This is a genomic window from Mycobacterium sp. M26 (genome assembly GCF_001494595.1).
In the GTDB taxonomy this organism is placed as follows: Bacteria; Actinomycetota; Actinomycetes; order Mycobacteriales; family Mycobacteriaceae; genus Mycobacterium.
In genome coordinates, this window is record NZ_LN929908.1 from 3,021,139 (window position 1) to 3,037,312 (window position 16,174).

The 16,174-nt window shown below is 68.9% G+C and carries 14 protein-coding genes; 5 read left to right on the forward strand and 9 right to left on the reverse strand.

The features are described from left to right. The 4 genes from BN3385_RS29085 to rimP form a co-directional block, all read right to left on the reverse strand. Positions 1-300: translation initiation factor IF-2 N-terminal domain-containing protein (locus tag BN3385_RS29085; protein WP_059020556.1), on the reverse strand; the 300-nt coding region annotated here is incomplete at its 3' end. Positions 301-380: 80 nt separating this feature from the next. After that, positions 381-734, reverse strand: coding sequence for a YlxR family protein (locus tag BN3385_RS27865; RefSeq protein WP_082690774.1), 354 nt, complete (start codon positions 732-734; stop codon positions 381-383). Between the two features lie 54 nt (positions 735-788). After that, on the reverse strand, positions 789-1,823 hold the full coding sequence (gene nusA, locus BN3385_RS23785; RefSeq protein ID WP_059020558.1) for a transcription termination factor NusA: 1,035 nt from the start codon (positions 1,821-1,823) through the stop codon (positions 789-791). Then, positions 1,820-2,353 carry a ribosome maturation factor RimP gene (gene rimP / locus BN3385_RS23790; RefSeq protein WP_059020560.1) on the reverse strand — a complete coding sequence of 178 codons (534 nt, stop codon included), beginning with the start codon at positions 2,351-2,353 and terminating at the stop codon, positions 1,820-1,822. Before rimP ends, nusA begins: the two co-directional genes overlap by 4 nt. Before the next feature lie 107 nt (positions 2,354-2,460). Here rimP and BN3385_RS23795 point away from each other — a divergent pair, with 107 nt between their 5' ends. Both BN3385_RS23795 and BN3385_RS23800 read left to right on the forward strand, forming a co-directional pair. Further along, on the forward strand, positions 2,461-3,057 hold the full coding sequence (locus BN3385_RS23795) for a hypothetical protein (RefSeq protein ID WP_231748805.1): 597 nt from the start codon (positions 2,461-2,463) through the stop codon (positions 3,055-3,057). Beyond that, on the forward strand, positions 3,054-3,521 hold the full coding sequence (locus tag BN3385_RS23800) for a ferritin-like domain-containing protein (protein WP_059020563.1): 468 nt from the start codon (positions 3,054-3,056) through the stop codon (positions 3,519-3,521). The genes BN3385_RS23795 and BN3385_RS23800 overlap by 4 nt, the downstream gene beginning before the upstream one ends. 19 nt (positions 3,522-3,540) lie before the next feature. Here the strand turns inward: BN3385_RS23800 and BN3385_RS23805 are convergent, their stop codons facing one another. The 3 genes from BN3385_RS23805 to BN3385_RS23815 all read right to left on the reverse strand — a co-directional run bounded on the left by BN3385_RS23805 (position 3,541) and on the right by BN3385_RS23815 (position 8,751). Further along, a complete protein-coding gene (locus BN3385_RS23805; protein WP_059020565.1) occupies positions 3,541-5,748 on the reverse strand; it encodes a YncE family protein in 2,208 nt (735 codons plus the stop codon). Between the two features lie 557 nt (positions 5,749-6,305). After that, the gene (locus tag BN3385_RS23810; protein WP_059020567.1) at positions 6,306-8,060 is read right to left on the reverse strand and encodes a proline--tRNA ligase; all 1,755 of its coding nucleotides are present in this window, start codon (positions 8,058-8,060) and stop codon (positions 6,306-6,308) included. A 25-nt stretch (positions 8,061-8,085) separates the two neighbouring features. Continuing rightward, a complete protein-coding gene (locus tag BN3385_RS23815; protein ID WP_059020568.1) occupies positions 8,086-8,751 on the reverse strand; it encodes a VOC family protein in 666 nt (221 codons plus the stop codon). A gap of 128 nt (positions 8,752-8,879) precedes the next feature. Between BN3385_RS23815 and BN3385_RS23820 the strand changes: the two genes are divergently transcribed. The 3 genes from BN3385_RS23820 (at position 8,880) to BN3385_RS23830 (ending at position 13,017) form a co-directional block, all read left to right on the forward strand. Further along, a complete protein-coding gene (locus BN3385_RS23820) occupies positions 8,880-9,590 on the forward strand; it encodes an ATP-binding cassette domain-containing protein (RefSeq protein WP_502688088.1) in 711 nt (236 codons plus the stop codon). Between the two features lie 3 nt (positions 9,591-9,593). Beyond that, positions 9,594-11,600, forward strand: a complete 2,007-nt coding sequence (locus BN3385_RS23825) for a YhgE/Pip domain-containing protein (RefSeq protein WP_059020572.1) — start codon at positions 9,594-9,596, stop codon at positions 11,598-11,600. Positions 11,601-11,682: 82 nt separating this feature from the next. Next, complete coding sequence (locus BN3385_RS23830; protein WP_059020574.1) at positions 11,683-13,017, forward strand: purine-cytosine permease family protein; 1,335 nt, start codon at positions 11,683-11,685, stop codon at positions 13,015-13,017. Here BN3385_RS23830 and BN3385_RS23835 read toward each other — a convergent pair. Both BN3385_RS23835 and BN3385_RS23840 read right to left on the reverse strand, forming a co-directional pair. Next, on the reverse strand, positions 13,014-14,507 hold the full coding sequence (locus BN3385_RS23835) for an MFS transporter (protein WP_059020576.1): 1,494 nt from the start codon (positions 14,505-14,507) through the stop codon (positions 13,014-13,016). The two genes, BN3385_RS23830 and BN3385_RS23835, sit on opposite strands and share 4 nt — an antisense overlap. Positions 14,508-14,591: 84 nt before the next feature. Next, positions 14,592-16,169: an MFS transporter gene (locus tag BN3385_RS23840; RefSeq protein WP_059020578.1), complete on the reverse strand. Its 1,578-nt coding sequence runs from the start codon at positions 16,167-16,169 to the stop codon at positions 14,592-14,594. Positions 16,170-16,174: the final 5 nt, after the last annotated feature.

The following is a 16,174-nucleotide window of genomic DNA, read 5'->3' on the forward strand; positions in this document are numbered from 1 at the left end:
GGCCGGAGCCGGGGCGGCCGGCTTGGGGCCGGGAACCGGCGGCGCGGTCGCGACCGAACCGGCGTCGGCCACCGGAGCCGGGCTGGGTGCGCCGTTGCCCGCGGCCTTGGCCGGGGACGGCTTGGCCGCGGCGGGCTTGCCGCCGCCGAAAGATTCACGAAGGCGCCGGGCGACGGGTGCTTCCACCGTCGACGACGCGGATTTGACGAATTCGCCCTGTTCGCTCAGGCGGGCGAGAACTTCCTTACTGGTGACACCGAGTTCCTTGGCCAACTCGTGTACGCGGGCCTTACCTGCCACTACATCTCCTACTCAAGAGGCGACAGCGGTGGTAGGCCGCGCCTCGGGTTTAGCTACGACGCATGGTCATCGTCGGGACTTCACGGTGTGCTCATGTTCTTCGCTACCTGTTCTTCATGGGCCGTGGCGGCCGAGAGGTACTCGACCACCGCGGTTGTGTCCGGTGAACCGGTGATGCGCAACGCTCGCGCAAAAGCTCGCCGTCGAATCGCTACCTCAAGGCAGCGATCGTCGGGGTGCAACCACGCACCCCGCCCCGGGAGGTTACCTGCTGTATCAACGGTGACGGCTGATTGACCGTTCCCGTTCGACACCGCCACCGTCCGGAGGAGATCGACGGCCAACTCTCGCTTCCGGCAACCGATGCATGTCCGCACCGGTCCTTCGGTACGTCGATGCCGGTTTTCGGTGACCGGAATCTCGCGCTGGATCACGGCATAGTCTACCGTCACCGCGGCACTGCTCAGTACCACCCTTGAGACGGGCCTCTACTGCCCGGCGCCGGGCGCGCCGCTGCGATCGGCGGCCTCCTCCGGCTCGGCCGCGTCGCTGCGGATATCGATCCGCCAGCCAGTCAGCCGGGCCGCCAGCCTGGCGTTCTGCCCTTCCTTGCCGATGGCCAGCGACAGCTGGAAGTCGGGCACCACCACACGGGCGGCCCGCGCGGTGGCGTCGATGACGCTGACCGAGACGACCTTCGCCGGTGACAGGGCGTTGGCGACGAACCGGGCCGGATCCTCGTCGAAGTCGATGATGTCGATCTTCTCCCCCGACAGCTCGCTCATCACATTGCGCACCCGCTGCCCCATCGGGCCGATGCAGGCGCCCTTGGCGTTGAGCCCGGAGACCCGCGAGCGCACGGCGATCTTGGAGCGGTGACCGGCCTCCCGGGCCACCGCGACGATCTCCACCGACCCGTCGGCGATCTCGGGGACCTCCAGCGAGAACAGCTTGCGCACCAGGTTCGGATGGGTCCGCGACAGGGTGATGACCGGCTCGCGGGCGCCGCGGCTGACGCCGACGACGTAGCAGCGCAGCCGTTCGCCGTGCTCGTAGCGCTCACCGGGGACCTGCTCGGCGGCCGGGATGACCCCGTCGGCGCCCTTGGCCTCGCTGCCGAGGCGCACCACCACCAGGCCGCGGGCGTTGGCCCGGGCATCGCGCTGGATGACGCCGGCCTGGATGTCACCCTCGTGCGCGGCGAACTCACCGAAGCTGCGCTCGTTCTCGGCGTCACGCAACCGCTGCAGCATCACCTGCCGCGCGGTGGTGGCTGCGACCCGGCCGAAGCCCTCCGGGGTGTCGTCCCACTCGCTGATGAGGTTGCCGTCCTCATCGGTTTCGCGCGCCATCACCTGGACCGCGCCGCTCTTGCGGTCGATCTCGATGCGCGCGTCGGGCTGATGGCCCTCGGTATGCCGATAGGCGGTCAGCAGAGCCGACTTGACGGTGTCGAGCAGCTCGTCCACCGAGATCCCGCGATCGATCTCGATCGCGTGCAGTGCTGCCATGTCGATGTTCATGTTCCGGCCTCCGTTCCGGGAGCTCCGGCCAGCTCCAGTTCCCGTGGGTTGGGTGGCGAAAACTCCACCTGCACAACGGCTTTGCGAATGTTTGCGAGGGGGATCCGGCGCACCGACCAGTCCCGCTGACCGCGGACGACGAGTTCGACGTCACCGTCGGTGATACCGCCGAGACGGCCCTTGACCGTGCTCTCGTCATCGAGTTCGACCTCCACCAGGCGGGTACGGGCGCGGCGGAAGTGTTTCTCTTCGGTCAGTGGGCGATCCACCCCCGGTGAGGTGACCTCCAGGACGTAGGCCTCGTCGCCGGTGTCGAGTTCGTCGAGCAGGGCCGAGGCCGAGCGGGACAGGTCGGCGACGGTGTGCAGGTCCAGCGGGGTGTCACCGTCGGCAGTCACGATGATGCGCGCCGGACGGGAGCGCGCGTCGATCGACACATCGTCGATCTCGTATCCGGCGCGCGCGAACTCGCCATCGAGTAGCTCGATCACCTGCTGCGGGGACGGTAATCCCGTTGACCGGCCAGTCACGGCGAGCTCCTCATCTTGAGTTGTCCTGATCAACCGTCCACGATACGCCAGCGCAGGCGGTGGCAATGGCAGGATGTTTCGCGTGCTCATGCAGGACGGCGGCCCGGGTGCCGCGATCAGCCGACGACGGGTCCTCGCCGACGGCGGCCGCGACCTGGTGGCGTTCGCGCTGCTCGGCGGGGCGATCACGGCGTGCGGAACCGGCGCACCGTCCGGCCCGGACCCCCTCGAGGAGCAGGCCGAGCTGGCCCGCCAGGACAGCGCCCGCGCTGCTCGGCGGGGCGATCACGGCGTGCGGAACCGGCGCACCGTCCGGCCCGGACCCCCTCGAGGAGCAGGCCGAGCTGGCCCGCCAGGACAGCGCCCTGGCCACCGCCGCAGCCGTCGGCGCCCCACCCGCGCTGGCGCGGGCGTTCACCGAAGTAGCCGCCGAGCGGTCCCGGCATGCCACCGCGCTGGTCGAGGAGATCGCCCGGGCGGCCCGCACGCCGGTGCCGACGAGTTCGTCGACCACCACGTCGACAGCTGCCGCGCAGGCACCCGGCCTCGATGACGTCGCGGACGCGCTGCGCAACTCCGCGGACAGCGCCACGAAGGTGGTGCCGACGCTGTCGGGGTATCGCGCCGGTCTGCTGGGGTCCGTGGCCGCCTCCTGCACCGCCCTGCACACGGTGGCGCTGCCGTCCCGGAAGCCGGCGCAGTGACCTCCCCGACCCCGGACCCGAACCGGCCGTCGGAGGCCGACAAGGCCGCCCTCTTCGACGCGGTAGCGGTCGAACATGCCGCGATCTATGGCTACGGCATCGTCTCGGCGCACAGCTCACCGGAAGAGAATCCGCTGGTGTCCGAGGCGCTGGCCCAGCACCGCGAACGCCGGGAGGCGGCGATCGCGATGCTGACCGGGCGCTCGGCCAAGGCGCCGCTGCCCGCCGTCGGCTATCAGCTGCCGTTCCCGGTCACCGATCCCGACGACGCGGCGAAGCTGGCCGTGCAGATGGAGAACGACTGCGCGGTGGCCTGGCGCGCGGTGCTCGAACAGGCCACTGCCGAGGAGGATCGCCGGTTCGCGGTCACCGCGCTGACCGAGTCCGCCGTGCTGGCCGCGCGGTGGAATCAGGTGCTCGGGGTGTGGCCGGCGACGGTCGCCTTCCCCGGCGGCAGCGAGTAGCGGCGCGACAGTGCCGACGCTAGGCGGTCGGCAACGTCACCACCAGGGTTGAGGGCTGACCGAGACCGGGTAGGCCCCAGTTGGTTGTAGCCAACACCACCGCACGGCTGCCGTCTGGGGTGAAGGCTGGTGGCGGTGCGTAACCAATGCCAGACCCGTCGAGACCGACCAGGCTGTGCGGGTTTCCGATCTGAGCCCCCTGGACGGTGTCGATCACGGTCCACTGCTCTGAACTGAAGAGGCCGGTCAAGAAATTGGTCAGCAGCACGACCGGCAGAGCAACGGGATACAAGAGTGGAATGAAGACCGCGATACCGAGGAAGCCCTGAAGGAGTTCGGCGAGCGGTGCCGCCGGGACGGTCCGGATCAGCGCGCGCGTCCCGTCGGGGCTCAAGAAGAGATCTGGGGCGTTCACATCACCTCCGGACAGAACGCGGCCCGTGATGTCACGCGTCGTGCCGACCTGTCGGCCGGTCGCTGTGTCGATCACAACGACTCGCATGGTGTCGTTTCGGTGCGAGCTTTCGATCGTGTACGCACTGATCACCGCGCGCGAGCCAGCCGCGGTCACCACCATCGAGAAACTCGTGCTGTCGCTGGGAAGGTTCACGGTGGAGCCCACCTGGCGGCCGGTGGCCGTATCCAGCACCGCCACCCACGAGGTCACGCCCACGAAGTCATGCTGGTTGGCGGTCACGACGGCGCGGGAGCCGTCGGTGGTCAACACCGCCGACAGGTTGTTCCCGGTCAGCACGTCGCCGACCAGCTGACCATTCGACGTGTCGATCACCGCCGCATGGGAATGGGTGACCACTACCACGCGGGAACCGTCGGAGTTCAAGGCCGTCAGACGGACATCACCAGGGACTGTGACCGTGTGACCGATCTGCTGGCCGGTGGCTGTGTCAAGGACCATTACGGGCACGACGTAGCCAACTCCCCCTTCACCGCCGTCGTAGTTGCCGGGAGCCACGACTGCGCGAGAGCCGTCGGCACTGATGAACGTGGCCCCTGTCGGTCCACCGGAGCCCGGGACGGTGAGAGTGGTCCCGACCTGTCGACCCGTCGCGGCGTCGATCACCGCCACCCTCGATGACCACGTATTGGTGTTGGGGTCGTTGACCCTGACCTGGGCCACCGCACGCGAGCCATCCGGCGTGAGTACCGCCGTGGTCACCGTTTCGGCACCGGAGCCTGCGAGCGCGATCGGATCGGCGACCTGGTCACCGGTGGCGGTGTCGACGACTGCCACCGAACCACCGAGTGCGACAATCGCGCGGGCACCGTCGGCGCTGAAAACCGTTGCCCCGGATGGTATTCCGACGAAGTTCCCGAGGCTGAAGGTGCCGCCCACCTGACTGCCGGTTGTGACGTCGAGCACCGCCACTCGGGCCGTGGAGTGACCTGCGCTGGCCGGGTCGTCGGCCGCGCCGATCAGCACCGCTCGTGAACCGTCCGGACTCAAGGTACATACCCGGAACTGATCGAAGTCGGGATGGTATCCCGCCCCGTCGAAAGTGAACGGGGTGCCAACCTGCTTGCCGGTGGCGGTATCGACCACTACGACTCCGGTAGGCGAGTAGCCGTAGTGGGCGGGATCGAAGACACGGTTGGTCACGACGGCCCGCGAACTGTTCGGCGTGATGCTCAAGGACCCAAGGCCGGCGACGGTGAGTGTGTCGCCGACCTGCCTGCCGGTAGCCGTGTCGATCACCGTCACATGGGTCGACGCCGTGTAGGGGTAGGACGGTATGCCGTAGTTACCGGCTGGCAGTTCGGCATCCAGCCCGGTGGTCACGACGGCACGAGATCCGTCGGCAGTAAGCACAGTCGCCAGGGGCTTACCGGCGAGAGAGAGGGTCTGCCCGACCTGTCTGCCGGTGACGGTGTCGAGCACGGCCAGACTGGTCGTCGCGTTCTCGGCACCACGAGCGGTCACCACGGCCCGCGAACCATCAGCCGTCAACTTGGTCTCCGGGTCGCCGGCACCGGAGATGCTCAGGGTGCGGCCAACCTGCCCTTCGGTGCGGGGGTCGACCACTGCCACAGCGGAATCGGTGGTCACCACCGCGCGTGAGCCGTCTGCGGTGAGCACCCGGCTGATGGGATTGCCGGCGATCGTCGTGCTTCCGATCACGGAAATGCCGAACAGCTTCCGTTCAAGGTCGCGCACGGCGAGCACGACGCCGTCGAGGAACGAGGTGGCCGGCGGCGACGGCGCCGGCACGGCGGGGGCGACCGCGAGCGTGCGAGACGCGACGGTGCGTGCCGACGCTGCCCTTGCGTCATAGCGAACGCCGACCCGCGCAGGACCGGGGGTGAAGGTCGCGGTAGCCGCTGGGGACTGTGCGTCACCGTCGCCGGCTGAGCCCAGGGATGTCAGCCGCACCCCGCGCGGCGGGATTGCGGTGCGCGACCGGGACCGCCCGCCGATCGGCGCGCCGCCGGCATGGGGCCGCGAGACAGCCGCCCCGCGCGCCGGGCCGCCGTCCGCCGACCGAGACGAGTGCGGGCCAGGGGATGGACGCGCGCCGCCATCGTCGGCCCACGCGACTCCTTGCCCAAGCCACAACCCAGCACCCACGCCCAGCACGGCAGCCAACTGACCGACTCGCCCGACACACCGGCTAGCGCCCTCGCTCCGGGACGTCGCAATGATGTTTCGCATGGGCACACCGTGGCCCGTAGCTGCCGAGGCGGACGCAGTACTTCACTACCGCATTTCGGTGCGGAGACGGTGCACAGCCTTCGCTCGGCGACAGCCATAGCTTGGCGACAGTAACCTCAGGGCTGCGGTTCGGCGAGCGCGGCGACGACGGCGGTTGCCGCGTCATTCGCGCTGATGTTCTGCGTCTCTCCGCTGAACCGGTTGCGCAGTTCCACCACGCCGTCGGCCCAGCCGCGGCCAACCACGACGATCCACGGCACGCCGAGCAGTTCGGCGTCCTTGAACTTCACCCCCGGTGAGGCGGTGCGGTCGTCGAGGAGCACTTCCAGACCCAGCCGGTCCAGGTCGGCCGCCAGCTCCTCTGCCCCGGTGCGGGCTTCGGCATCCTTGTTGGCGATCACCACGTGCACATCGAACGGCGATACCGAGGACGGCCAGCGCAGGCCCAGCCCGTCGTGATGCTGTTCGGCGATCACCGCCACCAGTCGGGACACGCCCACCCCGTACGAGCCCATCGTGAGCCGGACCGGCTTACCGTCCTCGCCGAGCACATCGGCCGAGAAGGCGTCGGTGTACTTGCGGCCCAGTTGGAAGATGTGGCCGATCTCGATACCGCGGGCAGAGACCAACGGCCCGGCGCCGTCCGGTGACGGGTCACCGTCGCGCACCTCGGCGGCCTCAATGGTGCCGTCGGCCACGAAATCGCGGCCGGCCACCAGACCGACGACGTGCTTACCGGTCTCGTCGGCACCGGTGATCCAGGCCGTACCGTCCACCACGCGCGGGTCGACCAGATAGCGAACACCGTTGGCCAGCAACGCCTTCGGGCCGATGTAGCCCTTCTTGAGGAACGGGTACCTGGCGAAGTCGGCATCGTCGATCATCGCGTAGTCGGCGGGTTCGAGTGCCGCACCGAGCCGCTTGTCGTCGACGTCGCGGTCGCCGGGCACACCGATGGCCAGCAGTTCCCAGTCGCCGCCGGGCTGGCGGACCTTGAGCAGCACATTCTTCAGCGTGTCGGCGGCGGTGATCTCCCGGCCGAGACCCGCCGAGTTGGCCCAGTCCACCAGCGTCGCGATGGTCGGGGTGTCTCCGGTGTCGTGCACCGTCGGCTCGGGTAACCCGTCGAACGGCAGGGAGTCCGGCACCGCGGTGGTGACGGCCTCGACGTTGGCGGCGTACCCCGACTGCAGGCACCGCACGAAAGTGTCCTCGCCGACCTCACTTTCGGCCAGGAACTCCTCAGAGGCACTGCCACCCATGGCACCGGAGACCGCCGAGACGATGACGTAGCGGATCGCCAGCCGGTCGAACATCCGTTGGTAGGCGTCGCGATGCGCGTGGTAGGCGTTCTTCAGGCCGCCTTCGTCGATATCGAAGGAGTACGAGTCCTTCATGATGAACTCGCGGCCGCGCAGGATGCCGGCCCGCGGGCGGGCCTCATCGCGGTACTTCGTCTGGATTTGGAACAGCAGCAGCGGAAAGTCCTTGTAGGAGCTGTACTCCCCCTTCACCGTCAAGGTGAAGAACTCCTCGTGGGTGGGGCCCAGCATGTAGTCGTTGTCGCGACGGTCCTTGAGCCGGAACACCCCGTCGCCGTATTCGGTCCAGCGGTTGGTGGTCTCGTAGGGCGCCTTGGGCAACAGCGCCGGGAACAGGATCTCCTGGCCGCCGATGGCGACCATCTCCTCGCGCACCACCTGCTCGATCTTGCGCAGCACCCGCAGACCCAGCGGCAGCCAGCTGTACAACCCCGGCGCGACCGGCCGGACGTAGCCCGCCCGGATCAGAAGTTTGTGGCTGGGCACTTCGGCGTCGGCCGGGTCGTCGCGCAGCGTGCGCAAGAACAGCTCGGACATGCGGGTGATCACGGTGGACCAGCCTAGCCATGAGTGTTCAGTCGCGGCCCTGCCAGGTGCAGATGCAGACCTCGTTACCCTCCGGGTCGGCCAGCACCCAGTACGCCGGCGCTGCGGCGTCCGACAGCAACCGGCCCCCGGCGGCCAGTGCGGCGGCCAGCCGGTCGGGGGCGGCATCGTGGGCGACGTCGAGGTCGAGGTGGATGCGGTTGCGTTGCGGGCGCGGGGCGTCCATCTGCTGGAACCAGATCGCCGGACCGCGGCCGGCCGGGTCGATCAGCCCGTCACTGAGGTCCGACGGTCCCGGCTCGTCGACGTAGCCGGTGATCGCCTTCCAGAACGGCCGCACGGCACCGATGTCGAGCGCGTCGATGGCGATCTCGATCGCCTGCACGGTGCCCGGCCTCAGCCGCCACCCGTGCTGAGTGAGGGTCGAGGCCAGCGTCGTGGCCAGGGCGATCTCCACGCCGGAGACCGCACCGGTGGCCGCCGACTGCACCCGCAGCACGACGCGGTCGGCGCGGATGTCCACACCCAGGCGACCGTCGACACCGGCGGCTGTGGCCACCAGCCCGGCGACCTCGGTGCCCTGCGCCAGCGAGGTCGTGGCGACCTCGGCATAGAGGGCGCCGAGGACCAGCCGCCAGCCGGCGGCGCCGACAGCCTCGGAGATGTCCTGACGAGAGGGGGTGACAGGGCTCATAGCGGGCGAGCCTAGTGACGCCGGGTGACATCTCGCTGTTGCGCAGGGTTTTCGGCGCGCGTCCCCGGCCGCGCGTGTTGTGATGTGCGGGATAGCAACGAGCCGGGAGGGTCGCAGTGTCATCGGAAGTGCCCGACCAATCGGAGGATTCCGGCCCACCGGCCGTGCTGGCCCGCGGCATTCGGATGCGCGGACCGTGGGGGCCGGTCTACGGACCCGTCGACCTGGAGATCCCGCGGGGCGGGCTGACCGTGCTGGTGTGCCCGGCCGGGTCGGGCCGCACCGCGCTGCTGATGACGATCGCCGGCCGGATGGCGCCGGAATCCGGCGACCTCGACGTGTTCGGCACCGGCGATGCCCGCCGAATCTTCGCCGCCTCGGCGATCGCCGGAGTCGACGAGGTCGACACCGTGCCTGAGTCGGTCACGGTACGCGATCTGATCACCGAGCAAATGCGTTGGGACGCGCCGTGGTACCGGCTGGTGCGGCGCGCCGACGATGCGGCGTTGACGACGATGTGCGCGCGGGTGTTCGGCCCGCACCCGCTGCCGCCGCTCGACGAGTACTTCGAGGAGTTGTCCGAACTCGACCGCCTGCTGCTGCGGATCGCCTTGGCCAACACCAAGAACCCACCGCTGCTGGTGGTCGCCAACCTCGACTTCGTCACCAGTGACGTCAACCGCGATCTGCTCATCGAACGGCTCATCGACCTCGGCACCGACCAGACGGTGGTGACCGCGACCGTCAACGGGGTCAGCGGCCACGCCGTGCGGTCACAGATCGAAGTGGCCAATACCGACCGGGCCGAACTGTCCACCATGCACAAGGGAACGGGGTAACCGATGCTCGCCGGAATGTCGCTGGGCACCGATCTCAAGCGGTACTCGCGAGGTCTGCTCCCCCGCATCGCCTTGATGACGATCGTGCTGATGCCGCTGTTGTACGGCGCGATGTATCTGTGGGCGTTCTGGAATCCGTTCGCGGCGGTGAACAAGGTGCCCGCCGCTCTGGTCAATGAGGACACCGGCGCACAGGCTCAAGGCAAGCCGCTGCGGGCCGGCGATCAAGTGGCCAAGGCGCTGAAGGATTCCGGCGAGCTGCTGCTGCACGAGGTGTCGGCCGCCGACGCCGCGAAGGGCCTGGCCGACGGCACCTACTACTTCACCATCACCATCCCACCGGATTTCAGCACCCACATCGCCTCGCCGTCCGGTGGCAGCCCCGCTCAGGCCGATCTGCAGTTCACCTTCAACGACGCCAACAACTACCTGGGCTCGATCATCGGGCAGAACGCCGCCCGCGAGGTGATCAACCAGGTCAACGCCAGCGTCGGCGAGCAGACCGTCGGGACCGTGCTGACCGGGCTGACCGATGCCGGTAAGGGCTTGACCGCGGCCGCCGACGGCGCCGATCAACTGGCCTCGGGTCTGGTCACCGCTGACGGCGGCGCCCGCCAGCTGGCCACCGGTTCGGCCACGCTCGCCTCCAGCATGGCCACCGCGCGCGACGGCGCGGCACAGCTGGCGTCGGGCACCCGACAGCTGAGCACTGCGATCACCACCGCCACCGGCCCGCTGGTCGACGTACTGGCGCGGGTGGACAGCCTGGGCATCGACCCGGCGGAGGTCGGGGCGGCCGCCGAACGGCTCAGCGGAGCGGTGCGCTCCACCACCGACCGGATCGCCGCACTCAACATCGACCAGACCCAGGCGGCGGCAATCATCGATCAGGCGATCGCCACCCTGTCGGCCAACCCCGACCCGACGGTGCGCGACGTCGGCGGAGTGCTCGCCGGGGCACAGCGGCTGCTGAAGGCCCAGGGTATCGATCCGGCCACCGATGACGGCCTGAACCGGTTGCGCGACAGCGCATCCCGTCTTGAGGATGAACTCGGCGATCCGAACAGCAAGCTGCGCACTCTGCTCACCCACACCGTGGACGGCACCTTGCGCGCCGATGTCCTCAAACTCCAGTCCGGGGCCAAGCAGCTGGACTCCGGTGCCCAGCGGCTCAGCTCGGGCCTGGTGGCGCTGACCGACGGCAGCCGCCAACTGGCCGCCGGGGCGCAGCGGCTGGCCGACGGCACCGGGCAACTCAAGGCCGGCAGTCAGGAGCTGGCGGGCAAGTTGCGACAGGGCTCGACCCAGGTGCCGTCGTGGACACCGCAGCAGCGCCAGGTCGTCGCCAAGACCGTCGCCTCGCCGGTCAAACTGGATCTGGTCACCCACAATCCGGCGGCCACCTTCGGCACCGGTTTCGCCCCGTTCTTCCTGCCGCTGGCCCTGTTCATCGGTGCGCTCATCATCTGGATGTTGTTGACGCCGTTGCAGTCCCGGCCGATCATCAACGGGCTCGGGGCACTGCGGGTGGTGCTGGCGTCCTACTGGCCCGCACTCTTGGTCGCGGTGTGCCAGGTGGTGGTCATGTACGCGGTGGTGCACTACGGCGTCGGCCTCAAGGCGCGCTACCCGCTGGCCACCGTGGCCTTCCTGATCCTGGTGATCGCCGCCTTCCTGGCGATCATCCAGGCGTTCAACGCGGTCTTCGGGGTGGCGGTCGGACGGGTGGTGACGCTGGCGTTCCTCATGCTGCAACTGGTGTCGGCCGGCGGCATCTATCCGGTGGAGACCACCGCCAAACCCTTCCAGGTGATCCACCCCGCTGACCCGATGACCTACGCCGTCAACGGGTTACGGCAGCTCATCAACGGTGGTATCGACCACCGGCTGTGGGTGTCGGTGGCGGTGCTCACCGGCGTGCTGGCGGTGTCCCTGGCGGCCACCGCCTGGGCGGCCAGGCGCAACCGGCAGTACACCATGGAGCGGCTGCACCCACCGATCGAGGTGTAAGCCGGTCAGCCACTAGGGTGGTCGGGTGACACCTGAAACATCGTCGGGTTCGGCGTTGGCGGGTCAGAGCTACTCCGGTCGCATGCCGGCCCACGCCGGTGACATGGCCGTGGAGACGCACGGCATCGCCCCGATCCCCACCGGCAACCGCTACGGCAGCGCCCGCCGGTTGTTCACGGTGTGGTTCGCCCCGCAGGTCAACATGACGGTGGTCTTCACCGGCACGCTGGCCGTGGTGCTGGGCCTGGGGTTCTGGCTCGGGCTGCTCGCGATGGCCATCGGAACGGTGCTCGGGTGTGTGGCCGTCGGCTACCTGTCCACCTGGGGTCCGCGCACCGGCACCGCGCAACTTCCCAACGCCCGCATGGCTTTTGGCGGCACCGTCTCAGTGGTGGCGGTGATCCAGTGGCTGTCGTCGATCGCCTGGGACGGTCTGGTCGGGCTGTTCGGCGGCGAGGCGCTGGCCGAGTTGCTCGGCCTGCCGTTCTGGCTGGCGGTGGTGATCGTGCTGGCCGCCCAGGGTGTGGTCGGCGTATTCGGCTACGAGGTGATCCACCGCGTGCAGGCGATCATGACGGTCGTGCTGATCGTGACGTTCGCGGTGTTCGCCTGGAAGCTGATCGCCGGCCACCCCGTGGTCTCGCTGCCCACACTGTCCGGAGCCGACCTCAGCGGCGCCTTCGTGCTTGAGGTCACCATCGCACTGAGCCTGGCGATCTCGTGGGCCAGTTACGCCTCCGATTACAGCCGCTATCTGCCGGTGACCACCTCTCGCACCGCGGTGTTCGGCTACACGTTCGGTGGCCTGGCGGTGGCCTACATCGCGGTGCAGGCGATCGGCGTCGCGGCGGCGGGCACGCTGACAGATCAGACCGCAGCCGGTGTGCGCGAGATCATGGGCGGCGGCGTGCTGGGGGCGCTGGCGCTGCTGGTGATCGCACTGGGGTCGGTGGCCTCCAACGCGATGAACGACTACAGCGGGTCGCTGGCGCTGCAGACGGTCGGGGTGCGGGTGCGCAGGCCGGTGTCGGCGGTGGTGGTCGTGGTGATCGCGTTCGCGCTGATCATGTGGCTGCACTCCGGTGACCTGGCGGCCCGCTTCCAGGGTGTGCTGCTGTTCGTCAGCTACTGGATCCCGGCGTTCGTGGCGATCGTGGCCATCGACTGGCGCTACCGCAGTGCGGGCCGTGACGTGGTGAACCCGGCCGAGGAGACGACACCGCGGCGCGACGCCGTAGTGGCGCTGGTGAGCTTTTTTCTGGCGTTCGCCGTGGCGGTGCCGTTCATGCACACCAACCTGATCGTCGGTCCGATGGCCACTGCCCTGCACGGGGCGGATCTGGCGTACTTCGTGAATTTCGTTGTGGCAGCGGCTGTGTACGGCGGCTACCGGGTGTGGCAAGCGCGTCGGGCCTAGAGTTCGCCGGCCTCGACGGCTTCCCGGGTGTGCTGGGCGGTGGCGATCTGGCGCGCCGAGAACCCGATGAAGAACGCGGTGATGCCGACGAGCACCGCCACCGCCGCCACCCACAGCAGGGAATAGGTGTAGCCGGCGTCGAGAGCGTCGAGCTGGCTGGGCGTCATCTGCGCCACCGGACCGGTGGTGCCACCGAGGTACAGGGTGCGCGAGGTCTGCACCGCCTGGATGATCACCAGCACGATGGGACCGCCCAGGTTCTGCACCATGAGCGTGATCGCCGAGACCGGGCCGATCTCGCGGGGGCCGACTTCGGCCACCGCGCACAGCGGCAGGATGACCGAGATCACCCCGATCCCGAAGCCGCCCACCACGATCGGCACGAACAGGTCGGGGAAATACGGGATGGTGCGGGTCAACGTCGAGCCGAACAGCATCGCCCCGAGCACGAACAGCCCGCCGCCGATGATCAGCCAGCGCGGCGCGATATGCGGGGCGGCCCGGGCGGCGAGCACGTTGCCCAGGCCCAACGCCAACGCGAACGGGATGAACCCGATCCCGGCGCGTAAGGCGCTGTAGCCGAGCACGTCCTGGACGTAGAGGCCGATCATCACGGTCAGCGTCAGGAGCACGCCGCCGGCCAGGAACAGCGAGATGAACGTCATCACCCGGTTGCGTTCGCGGAACAACGACATCGGCACCAGCGGGTGGTCGGCGCGGCGTTCGACGAGCAGGAACGCCCAGAGTAGGAACACGGCAGCCACCCCGGCGCCGATCACCCACGGGTCGGCCCAGCCGCGCGGCGGGCCCTGGGTGAAGATCAACACGCCCGCGGCGCAGGCCAGGGTCGCCAGCATGGCACCGGTCACGTCCAGCTTGAGCCGCTCGTGGCGGGTCTCCTCGAGCCGGGTCAGCGCGATCGCGATGATGAGCACACCGATCGGCAGGTTGATCAGGAAGGCCAGCCGCCAGGACACCACGGTCAGTGCGCCGCCGAGCACCAGCCCGAGCACCGAGCCAATGCCCTGCATGGCCGCCGAGATCGCCATCGCCCGGTTGCGGGCGTGCCCGACGGCGTACGTGGTGGCGATCAGAGCGAGCCCGGTCGGAGCGGCCACCGCTGCACCGATGCCCTGGACCGCGCGGGCGGCGATCAGCAGCGGCCCGTCAGTGGCCAGCCCGCAGGCCGCCGAGGCGATGGTGAACACGCCGACCCCGGAGATGAAGGCCCGCTTGTGGCCGATCGCGTCGCCGACCCGGCCGCCGAGCAGCAGCAGACCGCCGAAGGTCAGCACATAGGCGGTGATCACCCAGCTCTTGCCGGCATCGGACAGCGCCAGCTCGGCCTGCATCCGGGGCAGTGCGACGACCACGATCGTGCCGTCCAGAGTGGACATCAGCTGCATACCGGTGATCGCGACGATCGCGACTCCGAGCACGCTGGAAGAAAGCGTTCTGGCAGCCGGTTGGGGACCCCGCGAGCCAGACATGGGTAGCTACCCTACCGAGGCGGCTCCGCCGCGTGATTTCGGCGCGCTCATCGTCGCTGCGCGACGTCAACCGCGCCGAAATCGCTAGAGCTCTCCGGCGTCGATCGCTTCCTTGACTTCCTGCGCGTGCGCCACCTGCTCAGAGGTGTAGCCGATAAACAGCGCCACCGCGCCGACGATCACGGCGACCGCCGCCACCCACAGCAGGCCGTAGGTGTAGCCCTGGTCCAGGGCGTGCAGCTGCGCGGGATTCATGTTCTTCACCGGGCCCGTGGTGCCACCCAGGTACAGGGTGCGGGAGGTGATCACGGCCTGGATGATGGCCAGCACTACCGGCCCGCCCAGGTTCTGCAGCATCAGCGCGATGGCCGACACCGGGCCGATCTGGTCGAAGCCGACACCGGCGATCGCCGACACCGTCAGCGGGACGACGATCATGCCGATGCCGAGGCCACCAACGGTGATCGGCAGGACGAGGTTCGGGAAGTACGGGATGCCGCCGTTGAGCGTGGAGCCGTAGATCATCGCGGCCAGCACCAGCACGCCACCGGCGATGACCAGCACCCGCGGCGGGAACTTCGACACCAGCTGCGACGACAGGCCCAGCCCGACACCGAGCGCGATGACGAACGGGATGAAGCCGATACCGGCGCGCAGTGCGCTGTAGCCCATGATGTCCTGCACGTACAGGCCGATCAGCACGGTGAGCGTGAACATCACGCCGCCGGCCAGGAACACCGCGGCGAAGGTGGCCAGCCGGTTGCGGTCGCGGAACAGCGCGAACGGCACCACCGGGTTGACGGCACGCCGCTCGACGAAGACGAACGCGATGAAGGCCAGCAGGGCGGCGCCGGCGGAGATCAGGGTGACCGGGGTCAGCCAGCCGTTCTCCGGCGCCTGGGCGAAGCCGAACACTGCGGCGGTACAGGCGAGGGTGGCCAGCAGCGCACCGCCGGCGTCCAGCTTCATCCGCTCGCGCTGGGTTTCCCGCAGCGTGGTGCGGGCCAGGTAGATCATCAGCAGGCCGATCGGCACGTTCACCAGGAACGCCAGCCGCCAGGACACCTCGACCAGGGCACCGCCGACCACGAGGCCCATCACCGAGCCGATACCGGTCATCGCGGCGAAGATCGCCGTGGCGGCATTGCGGGCCGGGCCCTTGGGGAACGTGGTGGCGATCAGTGCCAGGCCGGTCGGCGAGGCGATCGCCGCGCCGACACCCTGCAGCAAACGCGCAATGACGAGCGTCGCCTCATCCCAGGCGATACCGCACAGGACCGAGGCGATGGTGAACAGCGCGACACCGACGATGAAGGTGCGCTTGCGGCCGATGGTGTCGCCGAGGCGGCCACCGAGCAGCATCAGACCACCGAACGTCAGCACGTAGGCGGTGATCACCCAGCTGCGGCCCGCGTCGGACAGGCTGAGTTCGTCCTGGATCTTCGGCAACGCCACAATCGCCACCGTGCTGTCCATGGTGGCCAGCAACTGCATACCGCCGATGGCGATGACAGCGGCAATGAAGCGCCGGGACGGCAGCCAGTCCGGGTAGAACTTGCTGGTCTTGGTGAGAGCCTTGGGCTCGAGGCGCATCGGAAGGGCGCGCTCTGAACTGTCGGCGTGGCGATTCATCGCTCGCTCCGCATCGTTGAGAGCCGTCATGATTG

Coding starts and splice junctions, on each gene's coding strand:
- nusA (WP_059020558.1), bottom strand. CDS start 1,823: ATGAACATCGACATGGCAGCACTGCACGCGATCGAGATCGATCGCGGG.
- BN3385_RS23815 (WP_059020568.1), bottom strand. CDS start 8,751: ATGAGCCCTGTCACCCCCTCTCGTCAGGACATCTCCGAGGCTGTCGGC.
- BN3385_RS23825 (WP_059020572.1), top strand. CDS start 9,594: ATGCTCGCCGGAATGTCGCTGGGCACCGATCTCAAGCGGTACTCGCGA.
- BN3385_RS23830 (WP_059020574.1), top strand. CDS start 11,683: ATGCCGGCCCACGCCGGTGACATGGCCGTGGAGACGCACGGCATCGCC.
- BN3385_RS23835 (WP_059020576.1), bottom strand. CDS start 14,507: ATGTCTGGCTCGCGGGGTCCCCAACCGGCTGCCAGAACGCTTTCTTCC.
- BN3385_RS23840 (WP_059020578.1), bottom strand. CDS start 16,169: ATGACGGCTCTCAACGATGCGGAGCGAGCGATGAATCGCCACGCCGAC.